9 protein-coding genes are annotated in these 13,990 nt (G+C 54.2%); 3 read left to right on the forward strand and 6 right to left on the reverse strand.

Annotation, left to right across the window (positions count from 1 at the left end; translation table 11 throughout):
• Positions 1-129 precede the first annotated feature (129 nt).
• The 5 genes from EGJ68_RS13575 to EGJ68_RS13595 form a co-directional block, all read right to left on the reverse strand.
• On the reverse strand, positions 130-1,950 hold the full coding sequence (locus EGJ68_RS13575) for a DUF3604 domain-containing protein (RefSeq protein ID WP_233248818.1): 1,821 nt from the start codon (positions 1,948-1,950) through the stop codon (positions 130-132).
• Positions 1,951-2,082: 132 nt separating this feature from the next.
• Positions 2,083-3,648, reverse strand: a complete 1,566-nt coding sequence (locus tag EGJ68_RS13580) for an FGGY-family carbohydrate kinase (protein WP_123035110.1) — start codon at positions 3,646-3,648, stop codon at positions 2,083-2,085.
• 4 nt (positions 3,649-3,652) lie between these two features.
• On the reverse strand, positions 3,653-5,275 hold the full coding sequence (locus EGJ68_RS13585; RefSeq protein WP_123035111.1) for a glycerol-3-phosphate dehydrogenase/oxidase: 1,623 nt from the start codon (positions 5,273-5,275) through the stop codon (positions 3,653-3,655).
• A 3-nt stretch (positions 5,276-5,278) separates the two neighbouring features.
• The gene (locus EGJ68_RS13590) at positions 5,279-6,895 is read right to left on the reverse strand and encodes an FAD-binding oxidoreductase (protein ID WP_123035112.1); all 1,617 of its coding nucleotides are present in this window, start codon (positions 6,893-6,895) and stop codon (positions 5,279-5,281) included.
• Between the two features lie 147 nt (positions 6,896-7,042).
• Complete coding sequence (locus EGJ68_RS13595; RefSeq protein ID WP_123035113.1) at positions 7,043-9,403, reverse strand: TonB-dependent receptor; 2,361 nt, start codon at positions 9,401-9,403, stop codon at positions 7,043-7,045.
• A 231-nt stretch (positions 9,404-9,634) separates the two neighbouring features.
• Between EGJ68_RS13595 and EGJ68_RS13600 the strand changes: the two genes are divergently transcribed.
• Entirely contained in the window at positions 9,635-10,672 is a 1,038-nt protein-coding gene (locus EGJ68_RS13600; protein ID WP_233248819.1) for an AraC family transcriptional regulator, read from the forward strand.
• Between the two features lie 957 nt (positions 10,673-11,629).
• On the opposite strand, the gene EGJ68_RS13605 is transcribed toward EGJ68_RS13600, so the two are convergent.
• Complete coding sequence (locus tag EGJ68_RS13605; RefSeq protein ID WP_123035115.1) at positions 11,630-12,568, reverse strand: AraC family transcriptional regulator; 939 nt, start codon at positions 12,566-12,568, stop codon at positions 11,630-11,632.
• 130 nt (positions 12,569-12,698) lie between these two features.
• On the opposite strand from EGJ68_RS13605, the gene EGJ68_RS13610 reads away from it, so the two are divergent.
• Positions 12,699-13,541, forward strand: a complete 843-nt coding sequence (locus tag EGJ68_RS13610) for an SDR family oxidoreductase (RefSeq protein ID WP_123035116.1) — start codon at positions 12,699-12,701, stop codon at positions 13,539-13,541.
• Positions 13,538-13,969 carry a DUF4345 domain-containing protein gene (locus tag EGJ68_RS13615; RefSeq protein WP_123035117.1) on the forward strand — a complete coding sequence of 144 codons (432 nt, stop codon included), beginning with the start codon at positions 13,538-13,540 and terminating at the stop codon, positions 13,967-13,969. The genes EGJ68_RS13610 and EGJ68_RS13615 overlap by 4 nt, the downstream gene beginning before the upstream one ends.
• Positions 13,970-13,990: the final 21 nt, after the last annotated feature.

A 13,990-nucleotide genomic window follows, 5' to 3' on the forward strand; every position in this document is an offset into this window, starting at 1 on the left:
GCAGTTCTGTATCGAGTCTGTGCTGTGTGTATGGCTATCGGAAGATTCATCGTGATGTGACGCCTAATGTACTGCAGAGGCTATTTTATCCGGCTGCGCCGAAAGCTTCTGAAATGGGCGCAGGGCCTGTTATTCCCGCCCCGGGCTGTACCAAATGGGTGAGCTATAGGCCCGCTCCTGCAGAGTCATTGGCACGTCTTCGTCCATTTTCTGAGCAAAGCGTTTGGCATCATAGGCTGTCCACCTCGGAGTCGGTATCTCCAGTATACGCACATAGTAGAAGGCGCTCTGGTCAGGATCAAAATCAGGGTCGTGCCAGAGTGCACTTAATTGCGACTCACCAATACTGTTAACCCAGGTAGCTTCGGCAACGTTAACCGTGTTGCCAACGGACGGTAATTTGCCACGCTTATCGGGCACCCGTGCACCACTCCAGACAACATCGTAGACCCTTTCATGGGTTTGATTATCTGTGTCCAGCCAACCCTTTATGACCTGTACCCGATCGAGATTCCCGCCCAGCGGGTCCTTCTGCGCCATCACCATTAAGGCCGGGGCTTTACCCTTGGGTGCCGCCGACAGATCGCCCCCCATGGGTACACCCCCGGCATAACCGCGCTGGACACTATCAAAGGCCTCAAGATCGTGGCTGGTGAAATCCCAGCCTGCAAATACCCTGAGCACAATACGCGACCCTGTAGTGGCATAGGCCTCGCGCCGATTCATCGCGTCAAATAACGACGCCCTGGTGTTTTCGCTGGCCCAAACCGCAGTTAATCCAGCGGCGGCGTATTCCCAGCCGTCCTGCAGTGTCGCCTTGCGATGCTTCTTCCAGCGCCCTTCGCGCGGCTCAGTATTCACGAATTTACCCCAGAAGTTCGACTCCTCCGACGCCGTTACCGAGGTGTGCGAATCGGTGGCACCCACCATCCCGAATTTGTATGGATTAACGCCCGTTAACTGTTCAATACCCAGTCCACTTTTCAACGCTTCCCGAGCATATTCACCTGCCAGCATCGACGCTGTCTTGGCTTGTGAGCCGTCGAGATTGCCGTTATCCCATGTGTCGAAATCCGCAAACTCGTCATTGCGCGACAAAAGCGGATGAGCCTCGCTATCTCCCTTAATCTGTGAGACTTCCAGCAGTGGCTCCCAGCGCGATCGCGCTGCGGCATGTGCCGCAGTCAGCGGCGCGCCGTCCCAGTCAAGCAGTGGAAACATCATTCCATTTGAGAGGTTGGGATTATGGGGGATAGCGAGAACCCTCCCCCCGGTTTTATTCTCATAATCACCCATCCAGGCCCAGAGCTTCTCGGGGTTCATACCACTGACATTACTGTCAAGAGGAACAATATTCTCCACTGTTTTACTGTCGTCGCGAAATATGACCACCCGGTGAAGATTATTGCCACGAACCAGGGATGACCATTCGAAACCCAGCATCGCCGAGAATGTTCCCGGTTCGTTATAGGCTTCAGCGGTACGCAACGCGTCGAGCCAGGTACTGCGAGCGATGGCGGGGCCTTGTTCAAACACGACATCAGGCACTCTACCGTTTGCCTGGGCCGCGATCATCTCTCTCCCCGCGCGCACATTCTCGCCCTCAGCGATCAACCTTGCCCATCGTTGCACGGTAGTGTCGGCAAGCAGGGCCATGTTGCCCGCCATAATCGCCGTGACCATGCCATAACCCTCCGCGTGGTCAGCAATTACCAGAAAATCCAGCGGCCGCATTAGTTTTATGGTTTTGCCGTTACCTGCAGCAATCTCCTTACCCAGTGCCAGATCGTAAGCATCAGCGGGGGTACGCAACAGGCCAAAAGCGATCGCATCACCGGAAAGACTCGTGTGCAGATGAGTATCCCCCCAGAACACCTGCTGTGGCTGCGCGCTGTCCACAGCAAACAAAGGGCTAGCATGCAGCACGGCGCATACAACCGGAATGAGCACATTATATAGCCTGGATCGTCTCTTCATTACCGCTTCTGGTCCCATATCATTGAACTAACATAGCCACCCAACTCGTGCCGCCGGTAACGGCATCCGGGTAGTTTGCTGGCTGACCCGCATGCATATGCTGGGTCATTGCGGATAGCCGGTTATTTCCTGAATTGCCCTGTAGCGTGGCCGCAAGCTGGGGTAAATCTTCTGATATACCTCCCGAAAGAGCTGGTCATACAGCTTCTGGTGAGCAGGTATGGGCATGAAGCGCTTGCCAGGGTGAACCATTGCAGCGGTCGCTGACCTGAAATCCGGATAAACTCCCGCCCCTAATGCTGCGGCCATCGCCGCGCCGAGACCAGACGTTTCAAAAGTATGGGACCGCTCGACAGGCAATCCAAAGATATCAGCGGTCATTTGCATAATCTGGTCACTTTGGGAACCACCGCCGGATACACGCAGGGTCGTCAACTGTGCACCGGCTCGTTTTACAACGGTTTCCATTCCTTCACGCAACGCATAGGTAAGCCCCTCTATCAACGCTCGATAAATATGCGCCCGGGTGTGTATGTCACCGAAGCCGACGATAGCCCCCTTGGCTTCCGGGCCAGTCGCACCGGGTCCACCGGACCAATAAGGCTGCAGTGTCAACCCCATTGACCCTGGGGGCACCAAGGATAACAAGTCATCAAACAATACCTCGGGCGCCAGACCCTGAACTGCTGCAAGCTGCTCCTCCAGCAAGCCGAACTCTCTTCTGAACCAACTCACCATCCAATAGCCACGTGGAACTGCGACCTCAATATTGTAGGTTCCCGGAATCACACCGGGATAAGGAGGATAAGGCGGCAGACCCTCAACATAGCGTTCGCTAAAAAGATTGAACGTGGCTGTTGTACCATAGCTCAAGCTACCAATAGTGGTGTTCACGCAGCCTGAACCGAGTAACTCACACGCCTTGTCAGAACCGGACGCCACCAGCGGCAGCCCCTGGGGGATGCCGGTCTCCTCTGAAGCCACACCCGAGATGTGGCCCAGTATACCGCCCGCGGGAACCAGCTCAGGCAGCATACCGAGCGTTACAGGCAGGGCGCGCCACTGCCAGTTATTTGCAGCCGCCCATTGCAATTGCTTGAAGTCGAAGGGTACATACCCGACCTGGCTGGCAATGGCATCCTTGAATTTACCGGTCAATCGATAGATATGATAACCGGACAGCAGCAGGAGCTTATCTGTTTTACTCCATAGGTCAGGTTCGTTCTGTGCGATCCAGTTGGCTTGTGCCCGCGCATGAAATTCGTCAATGGTATCCCTGTCTCCCGTAACCCGAACTGCCAGTGACTCCCACCACCTCAGGCTGGGACGGGTATCCACCCGGCGCTGGTCAAGCCAGGTAATGGCCGGACGGACAGGCTGACCGTGCTGGTCTAGCGGCACCACCGTCGCTCTTTGCGTGGTAACCGATACCGCCTTGATAGCGGCCCGGGGTATATCCGTTTCGCACCAGAGTCGTTCACAGGCGCGGCAAAGCACCTGCCAATAGTAACTGGCCTGCTGCTCAGCCCAACCCACCTTTGGGGACTGGTAGGGCTCAATATCAATCTGGGACTTGGCGTGTAATTCACCGAATTGATCAAACAACATTGCCCGGACACTTTGGGTCCCGTTATCAATCGCGAGAAAATACTGAAGCTCCGGATCAGCCATAAGACTAACGCTCGACGGCAGCGATCAACTGCGCCGGGAGACTGTAATATAACTGCCAAATATGTTTATAGCGATCCAGCTCAACCTGCCACTGCAGATCATTCCACCCACGCTCTTCTGCAAAGAGTAACCTGAGCTGCTCAAACAGCGCTTCGCCGCCCGCCGGTAACAGTTGACCCAGACGGGTGCGTCGAAGCAATAAATCGTCTAGATGAAGAACAGACTCACGTTGTAAGGCCCAGCGACATTCCGCCATGCAAAAATCGGTACCGACTATTCGCCTGTGCTCGGCGGCCGGAGCTATCGCGAGTAGTATCGTCGCAAGAGAGCCGTAACGACCGAGCAACCGCTGACCCCATTCAGGATCTGAAGGCATAAGCTCGCAGGCCAATCTATCAGGTGGGGTAAAAATCTGCTCTTGCAAGCACTCTTCTACCACCGGCAATCGCGCGGCGGCGGCTTTGAGAGCATCGAGAGCTATAAGCCGGAATGTCGTAAGTTTACCTCCACTCACACTCACCAGCCCACTATCACACCAGACTGCGTGATCCCGTCGTTCCTTCGAGGGATCCGTTGCATGCTCGGCACCAATCACCGGGCGAACCCCTGACCATGTCGAAATAATATCGGCCAGACCAATCTGTGCATCGGGAAATTGATGGTCTACCATCGACAACAGATAGTGTACTTCCTGTTCTGTAATACTTGCCTCTGTGTTCGGGTCGCCCGTGTGATCGAGGTCGGTAGTACCGATAACAGTGGTTCCCTCCCAGGGAAAGATAAACACAGCACGCTTGTCCTGTGGATGTAGTAGAGCAAGTGCTTGCGACACGTGTAAACGGGATTGCGGAATAACCAGATGGCTTCCACGTAGCGGCCGTATTCGTTTCTCCGGATTCACCTCATTACGCAGATTGTCAGCCCAGGCGCCCGTTGCATTAATAACAACGGAGGCCCTGATGGGAAGTATTGCGCCACTAGCCGGGTCTTCAACCAGCACGCCTCTAACGTCGCCGCCTTCCTTCAGCAGCTGCTTCACCGGCAAGTAATTCAGTGCCTTCCCACCCGCCAGAAATGCTTCCTGCAGCACGCGTAAAACAAGGCGTGAATCATCTGTAACTGCATCGGTGTAATAACAGGCACCTTTGAGATCACTGCAGGACAAACCCGGATAGTTTTCCACCAGTTCATCGTTATTACACGCACGGTGATCACGCACACCCGCGATCCAATCATAAACCGCCAGAACGAGTGACATCACCAAACGATTGGGGAAGGTTTTTTTGCGCACAGTAAAGTAGTAACCCATGCGGTCAACCAGTCCGGGGGCCTCACGCAAGAGCCTCTCCCGCTCCCTCAGGGAGTCTCTGGTCAGCTTGTAGTCTCCCGATGCCAGATAGCGTAAGCCCCCGTGTACCATCTTTGAGGAGCGGCTCGAAGTGCCCCAGCTATAATCCTGCTGTTCAAGCAGCAGGGCACGGTATCCACGTCGCGCCGCTTCTCGCAAAACTCCGGCCCCGGTAATACCACCCCCCACAACAATCAGGTCCCATGGCGGAGCATCACCGTCGCGGAGCTGCCCGAGCACGGTCTGACGATCGGGAAATGAAAAATCACCAAGCGCCATAGGTCAGCACCTGCTCTCTGGAAGCAGCTTACCCGGATTCATATGCTCATCTGGATCGAACAGGTCACACAGGCTTCGAATTGCGGCGATGCCCAGCACACCCTTCTCAGCCGCTAAATAATTGCGGTGATCAGCCCCCACGCCATGTTGATGACTTATGGTGCCACCGCAGGCAACAATCTGCTCTGCCCCGGCCGCTTTCAGCTTGCGCCAACGTGCCATGGTTTCCACATAGCTGGGGCCATAGGGAAATATATAGGTGGTGTAAACACTGGAGCCCTGACCATACACATGGGACAAGTGAGAATACACATGAACAGCAACACCCTCGCTCTCGAGGGCTTCACGGATTGCCTTCTCAACACCGTACATCATCCGGGGCAAGCGCACCCAGTCCACCGCCGTTTCCATGGTATCTACGGCATAACCAGCCATTCCCAGCGGTTCACGCAGGTATGGCGCGCGAAACCGGCCATGCTGCCAGCGTTGCCCCAGTTCGGGCGCGGCATAGACACCGCCCAGTGCCGAGCAACAGTCATCAAGTTGATCCCGTGAGCTCTGGCACTGACGATGGGTACCGGTGATACCCACCGTCATCATCACTTTAAGGTCGCCAACGCCTTGAACAAGCAAGGATTCTTCGAGCGCCGCGACTGCCTCTGAGTCACTACCCATGTGCAATAAACTGATAGTCTCCAGTGCATTGCTCAGACGCACCATAGAAAGAGGCACCTTCTGCTGCACCAATTGTTTCGCTGCAGCCATGCCACTATCCCAGTCAGGAAAAAAGATCACGTGGAAGCTTTCATGCTCTGGTAGCGGAGTAACACGAACAACCACTTCTGTGATAACGCCCATGCGGCCCTCTGACCCCATCACCATCTCACGCAGGTCTGGGCCTGCTGAGGAGGCAGGAATGGTAGGAACATCAAGTGTGCCTGCCGGGGACTCCATTTTGCAGCCAGCGAACATTTGCTCAATACGCCCGTAGTGCAGTGATTGCTGACCACTGGAGCGGCTGGCAACCCAACCACCCACCGTTGACAGTTCCCAGGACTGTGGGTAGTGGCCAAGCGTGTAACCCCTGGCCTGCAACTGTGCTTCTATTTTGGGGCCCGGGGTACCGGCGCCGAAAGTCGCCAGTTGGCTATCCTCATCCAGCGCAATCAGTGTATCCAGGCGTGCAAGACTCAGCGTTAATACCGGGCGAACTCCTGATTCAGGGTTGATATGACCCGCAACAGACGTACCGCCTCCGTAGGGAATAACGGTTATGCCCTGCTCGATTGCGAACCGCAGCAACTGCGCCACCGCAGCAGAAGTTTCAGGGGTCGCAACACCATCTGGAAACTCGCCGATCTCTCCACTGCGCACGGCCAACCAGTCCGGCAGGCTTTGACCTCGGGCATGACGCAACCGGGATTCTGCGGATGTATCTATCAGGGAGTGCGCAGGCATGCGAGATGGGGGCACTCTTGCCAGTACATCTTCCAACGTCGATTCCGGCAGTGGGTTGCCGGGACCCACCAGGTTTTCCAGGACTTGCCTCAAATTATCTGTCAATTCCGAGGTGTATTCACTGCCCTCGTTTCCCCAGCTATTCCATCGTCGCGTTGTCATAATCGTTTCCGTAAAGGAGCTAATGCTCACTGGGTCAATTAGTCAGCATTAAGAGAAATCATGCCGTATCGGCTCATGCACCTGCTAGCGCCTGCGATGAGCCTCTATACGAATTCGCCAGACTTTCCACGACTGTTTTTTATCGCGCTAGAAATTGTATCTGGCCTGCAACAGGAAGCTCCGGGGTGCATCTATGTGCTGGAAGTAGGTTCCGGAAAATCCCTGCGCCGCTAACGGTACATCGTTACCCCAAACCGTCGTCTTCTCATCGGTGAGATTCTTACCTACCAGGGCAAGGCTCCAGGTATCGCCGATATTAGCGAGCTGGATACGCGCATTAAACTTCCAGTAGGCATCCTGGTTGAGTTTGTCATCCTGGTCGTTGGCGACAACATATTCATCTGAATACATGGCGTCCAAGCCAAACTTCATCTCCAGAGTATCAGTCACCCTTACGTAATATACCGCCGCCAGGTTGGCAGACCATTCCGGGGCGAATTGCAATGGCGCCCCGGACAAATCCTGGGTGCAGGTAGGCCGAGTGCCACCGTCGGCTATCCAGTCGACTACCTGTGCTTCGCTACAGGCGGCATCTTCAAACGACTTGTAATCGGCTTTCAGATAGGCAAGACCCCCACTCAACGTCAACGCGTCTGTGACCGCAATAGTACCGTCTATCTCTACGCCCCTGGTTTCTGCCTTGGCGGCATTACCCACAGTGAACCCTGAGTTACCATCAAATGTACTAACCTGAACATCTTCAAATTGACTGGAGAAGGCCGCCATATTCATCCGGGCACGACCATCCCAGAGATCCATCTTGGCACCGACTTCTACACCCTCGACACGCTCGTCTTCAAACGCAGCCTGATCGACTCGTCCGCGCACGTTATTCTCGTCAAAGCCGCCAGCCTTATAGCCATTGCCGATTTTCACATAACTCATGAGCTGATCTGTTATGTCCCATTGCACTGTAAAGTCACCGGTCCAATGGGTTTCATCACGTTTGTTCGTGAAGTCCGGAAACTCAGAACACACATAGGCAAGGGTTTTACAGACGACCGCGCCACTGGAATTAAATTCATGATCTGTCTGGAAATTGAGTATCTGGTCATAAATCCCCGCCAATTGCTGGTTTCTCTCTGACGTAAAGGGATCACTCGCATAAAGCGCTTTCTCAAATTCCTTCTGGTCATCACTGTAGCGCAGCCCACCAATAACCCGGATATTGTCACTCGCATTCCAGGTCAGCTGAACGAAGGTTGACCAGGTCTCTGCATCCTGCTGGAATGACCCCACACCAGTGGCATCCAGGTTCCCGTTGCCAATACCGGCCGCGGACAGTATCGCGTCAGTAAAACTGTCGTGTTGAAGATCTTCCTGCTGATAATACAAACCGGCCAGGTATTCCAATGCTCCGCCGGTTGGCGAAGAAAGTAAAAATTCCTGTGAGAACTGCTCGTGAGCCTCATCTCGTCCACGGCCCAGGAATGCAAGGGGCCCGTAATCTACATCAAGGTAGTTATCAAAACTGTAGTCGACATAGCCGGTAATCGAGTTCAGGGTGTGCTCGCCCAACATCCAATCAATGGTCAATGCCGCTATAGCCCACTCACTGTCATGAACATCGGTATCCGACCGAATGTCGCCGACATTTGCCATGGACTTGTTATATGAAAACGCGGGTGAGAAGTTTGGGTCTGCGGTCTGATACAGGGAAATGGCCGTATCAGAGGCGATAGAAATCATATTCTGCCGTCCGACGCGCTCGGACTCACCTATCTCGTATTTGAAGCGAACATCAAGGTCATCGGAAGGTGTCCAACGTAGTACAAGGCGCGCCACGGTATCCTTACCCTGGACTTCATCCTGGCCGAGCAGGGTATTATCCATATAGCCATCGGTTTCATCACGCTTGATGACGAAACGCGCGCCCAATGTGTCAGTGACCGGGCCAGACAACATCGTTGTTATATTCCAGTGGCCAAATTCCGGCTCTAGACCTGCCTCAATCAATCCTTCGAATTCGTCTCCCGGCGCCGCCGTCGTTATATTAATCGCTCCCGCTATCGTATTCTTGCCAAACAGGGCACTCTGCGGTCCTTTAAGAATCTCAACTCTGGCAACATCAAGAAAAGTGGAACGGGAAGCCTGCCCACGACCAAAGTAGACGCCATCAATAAAGGTGCCCACCGACTGCTCAAAGCCATAGTTTACGCCCGAACCGATGCCTCTGATGAAGAGCTGGTCACCACCTCCCGCTTCGGCGATGTGTACATTGGGCATAAAAATAGCCAGGTCTTCAAGCGAGTCTAAGCCCTGCTCGGTGATCTTTTCACCACTCATGACAGATAAAGCGACAGGGACATCCTGCAGGCCCGAGGGACGCTTTGTGGCAGTGACCAGCACCTCCTCAAGCATAGGTTGTGCGCTTGCGATTGGTGACGTTATAGCCACCGCGATAGCTAGAATCGTATGAGCTGAATTGGGCTTCTTGTCACTCTTCATTATGGGGTCCTCATGAGACTATTTATTGTATTTTTCAAGGCACCAGGTCGGAATAACGCTGGCGCTTGGCGATTCAGGGACATCCCACTTACAGTGCAACCGCACCCACCGTTATGTGACTCAACGTCGGCCTGGTTTATACTAAAGGCTGGAAATAAGGCTGCACTGTCCGAAAGCGACACCGGAGTCTCACTTTCTGCCAATGAGAACATGTTAGGGAAACACGCTACCGTGGAAGTACCGGGTCAGGCATCTGTGCCAGCTTTAAAACAATACCTGTATTGCGCGCAAGCGCAGGGTGTTGATTATTTACCCCTGCTTGAGATGGTCGGGGTTGACAGTGCGATACTTAAGGACAATAACCGCAGCATTTCCAGCAGCGCGATGCAACGGCTGGTAATTTTATTGGCACAAGCCAGCGGCGATGCCTGTCTGGGCCTGCATGCTGCACGCTATGTAGAGCCCGCCTCTTACAGTGTACTGGGCTATATCACGATGAGTTGCGCCAACCTGGCCGAGGTTATCGTCAAAATACCCATTTACGAAAAAATAGTGGGCGACATGGGTGTGTCTTCTACTCTCAACCTACCGGATCATGTTCTACTGAGTTGGACTTGCCAATTTACAGACAAAATGGCGCGTCGACACGAAGTCGAGACGGTTATAGCGTCTTGGTACCAGTACGCCCGCAATTTTTTACATGTGGAGGCTTCATTCGCCGATTGTATTTGGCTGGAACACGCACCGCCTGACGACCCCGCCCTGCTAGCAGAATACGCTGACATATTTAATTGCGAGGTTCTATTCAACCAACAAGCCAGCGGAATCCTGGTCCGTCGCGATATGCTGGATCGACCGCTACCACAGGCGAATGAAAAGCTCTTGAAGACGCTTCTGGACCATGCCGCACAAATGGTGGTGGACATGGACTGCAACAAAACGGTAACGGAGCAAGTCAAGGACATGCTTCGATTAATGTTGAAGGACAGTACACCTTCCAGCACTCTGATAGCTGATAAACTCGGCATGAGTGGCAGGACGCTGCAGCGAAAATTGCAGGACGAGGGTTCTCACTACAAGGTAATCCTTAACGAACTGCGCCTGGAATTGGCTCTGTATTATTTAAGAAATACCCTCCTTTCACTGGAGAACATCGCTGGAAAATTAGGGTATACCGAGCCGCGGTCGTTTTACCGCAGCTTTAAGCAGTGGACAGGTCGAACTGCCGGCTCCTATCGCGCCTCTGTCACTTCGCCCCCACAATACTGATGACCACCATGCCACTGCCATAATGCACCCGATGCAAAGGCACATCGCCTGTGCCCCCTCTGTCAGCATAATTGTCGTATAGGTACAGGCATCATTCATGTTCGCCCACTTCTGCAGCACGTGACGACGCTGCTCGGCATACGCCGTCTTGTTTTACACGGCACGCGAAGAACGTATCCTGGCGGGCCGGTAAGTCTCAGGCGTAAATATCAGCTCGATTTAATCGCGCGATCTGCCCAACCACCTTTTGTTCCGAATAAAATCTGTGCTTCGGTGGAATTTTGGGAAGCGGGGTTTCATAAATAAGTTTGCCACATGAAGTCTTGGTGGTGCCCTGAGGTATACAATATTCCAAAACGATAGTTGGGTTGTCGGGCTCTCTGATACAACACAGCAATAGCTAAGAATAATGCCAGAACTTCTGTACTGAGATCCGCCAACCCGATACCTTGCTCTGCCAGCATATGCGGAAAAATAAATACTTTGCTGGGAGACCAACGGTTTTTGCCTGTGGCAACTCCTATCACGAGCACGACCACGCCTTCGGCAACGCTGTGGGATCTGGCCATTCCGGAATTACAAGCAGCGATATGAGCAACCTTCCGCAGCAAACCCAGCCTGGCGGGACTTTGCTTAAACGTCTGCGCGGCGTTTCCCGCAATGCGCGCGGGAAAAGCGCGCTTTGACGCGTAGGGAAAGTGAAACAATCAGGTTGATACTAAGCGACTTCGTAACAGTGGACGCATGACAGAACTGAAATAGCATGAGACTTCAATGCACATCAGTGAAAGGGAGCCTACTCAGCGCTGTCGGCGGTATTGGGTGGCCCCGTATTATCCCGAAAAAACGAGTGCTGCTTTCAGGCCCTTTGAACAGAGGGCTCAGAGTGAATTCCTGGCTTCAGAGTCAGTCAGTGCCGAGCCTGGTTGAACTTGCCTGGCGCAGTACTCGTGGCGCTTAGAACGCACTTTGCCTACGGTGCGCCTGCGGACTAATTCCCCGAACACGTTTAAATGCCGCGCTGAATGCGTAGGCGGAAGAGTAGCCCACCTTCTCCGCAACAGTGCCAACAGATTCATTGGGCAAGCACAGTAAGTCCGCCGCCAACGCCATGCGCCAATTCTTCAGAAAGGTCATGGGCGGCTCCCCAACCAGATCGCTGAATTTTCGAGCCAGTGATGCGCGAGATGCACCTGTCTCTGCGGCGAGCGCTGCCATGGTCCATTGCCGAGCGGGATAATCGTGCATGAGACGCAAAGCACGCTCCACGACTCGGTCGCCCTGAAAACGCCACCATTCCGGCCGGTTAGCTTCATTTTTTGCGAACCATGCTTTAAGTACTGCCGTGACGAGCAGGTCGAGTAGCCGGTCCAGCACTGCGGCCTGTCCCGGCTCATCCTTCACTACCTCATCACACAACATAGGCACCAAAGGAGAATCCCAATCATCCACCGGCACGTAGATCACTGGCGGCAGCGCGCGCAACAATCGGTCGCTGATGTCACTGAGGTGCTCGTAAGCACCAACCAAAAATACCGTTTTTCCTTGCGCGCTGTTGCCCCAAGTGCGCGTGCCTTGGGTCATCGACTCGAGCATCGAGTTGCCATCCAGATCACAACAATTCTGGCCAGGATGGATCAGAATCGTTGGTGATGTCGTCGGTGAATCCGCTACGTTGTAATGGTCCGGCGAACGTGTAACCACGATGTCGCCGGGATGAACCTGAATCGGATCGCCTTCGTCCGGAATCACCCAACAGCGTCCGGAGATACCAGCGATCAGCGTTAGCGGCGATTCCGCGAGAATACGCATAGACCACGGTTCGCTCATAACCGTGCGTAGCGCGAAGGCACCCCGAGCGCGCGGTGCATCCAAGAGTCCACCAAGATTGTCCATTCAGCAATTCTAGACGATTTCGTATGACTTTGATCGTTTCTCGAATGGGCACGTGGCGCGCCCCCAGCTACAGTTTCTGCCGAGATCCAAACCCGCTATCGCGGCCACCAACAACCACCAGGAGATTCTCATGCACAAAGAAATCCTAGTTCTCGGAGGAACCGGGAAAACCGGACGGCGCGTCGCTGACCAACTACGCAATAAAGGTATACCTGTGCGTATCGGATCACGTGCTGCTTCGACTCCATTCGATTGGAGCGACACCAGTACGTGGAAAGCTGCACTCGACAATGTTGCCAGCGTCTACCTGAGTTACGCCCCCGATCTTGCCGTACCCGGGGCGACAGACACGATTCGCGAGTTTGTAAGCCAAGCCATAGCGACGGGCGTGAAACGCTTTGTATTGTTGTCCGGCCGTGGCGAAGAAGAAGCCCAGGCGTGTGAACGCATTGTTCAGGAAACCGATCTTGAGTGGACGATCGTGCGTGCAAGCTGGTTCATGCAGAACTTCTCAGAAGGAGAGTTCACTGGCATGGTCCTCGATGGCGCCATCACGCTTCCCGCAGCAGACATTCCGGAGCCGTTCATTGATATCAACGACATAGCCGATGTCGCAGTCGCCGCACTAACCGAAGAGGGCCATACGCATGAAATCTATGAGGTAACCGGACCACGGCTGATGACCTTTACGGACCTCGCGAGTGAAATTTCTTTCGCGGCGAAGCGTCCCGTAGCTTTTGTCCAGATACCCAGCGAGTCATTCGCCAACGCTATTGCCCAGTCGGCTGCACCCGGCGAAATCGCGTGGCTACTAAACTACTTGTTCGACACCGTACTTGATGGTCGCAATGCCTACCTCGCCGATGGTGTGCAACGTGCATTGGGACGCGAGCCGGCCGACTTCTCTGCCTTCGCAAATCGAATCGCCGAACGGGGCGTATGGGAAACTGATCCCGCGAGGAAGCTTGCATGAAGAAGACAATATTCCGAGTCTACTTTGTTATCGCAGGGCTACTATTGTTTGCGATTGGCACAGCGATCTTGTTCGCGCCAACTGCATTCCACGCGGCGAATGGAGTTGCGCTAGGTAGTCATCCGAATCTACTTTCGGAAATTCGGGCACCGGGCGCTCTGCTGGCAGGAAGTGGCATTCTTGTCCTGATGGGCGCGTTCCGACAAGCGAGACGTGCCCAGGCAGCACAACTCAGCTTGCTCGTCTTCGGCACATTTGGTGTCGCACGTCTGGTCAGCATCGTCTTGGACGGCATACCGTCCGCCTCGTTGCTCGGCGCCACGGTGCTTGAATTATCTATGGCGTCTGTGGGGCTTTTGATCTTGCTGCAACGACGATCCCAAGTGTCCCGGCCAATGCGCGTATCGGGAAGAGGGGTGATCGTATGACTCGCAAGCAATTTTGCGCTC

The sequence above is a fragment of the Haliea alexandrii genome (assembly GCF_003719295.1).
GTDB lineage: Bacteria > Pseudomonadota > Gammaproteobacteria > Pseudomonadales > Halieaceae > Haliea > Haliea alexandrii.

Excerpts from the sequence above, each read along its gene's own strand:
- EGJ68_RS13615 (WP_123035117.1), top strand. The coding sequence starts at position 13,538 with ATGAAGAAGACAATATTCCGAGTCTACTTTGTTATCGCAGGGCTACTA.
- EGJ68_RS13605 (WP_123035115.1), bottom strand. The coding sequence starts at position 12,568 with ATGGACAATCTTGGTGGACTCTTGGATGCACCGCGCGCTCGGGGTGCC.
- EGJ68_RS13585 (WP_123035111.1), bottom strand. The coding sequence starts at position 5,275 with ATGGCGCTTGGTGATTTTTCATTTCCCGATCGTCAGACCGTGCTCGGG.
- EGJ68_RS13595 (WP_123035113.1), bottom strand. The coding sequence starts at position 9,403 with ATGAAGAGTGACAAGAAGCCCAATTCAGCTCATACGATTCTAGCTATC.
- EGJ68_RS13610 (WP_123035116.1), top strand. The coding sequence starts at position 12,699 with ATGCACAAAGAAATCCTAGTTCTCGGAGGAACCGGGAAAACCGGACGG.
- EGJ68_RS13590 (WP_123035112.1), bottom strand. The coding sequence starts at position 6,895 with ATGACAACGCGACGATGGAATAGCTGGGGAAACGAGGGCAGTGAATAC.
- EGJ68_RS13580 (WP_123035110.1), bottom strand. The coding sequence starts at position 3,648 with ATGGCTGATCCGGAGCTTCAGTATTTTCTCGCGATTGATAACGGGACC.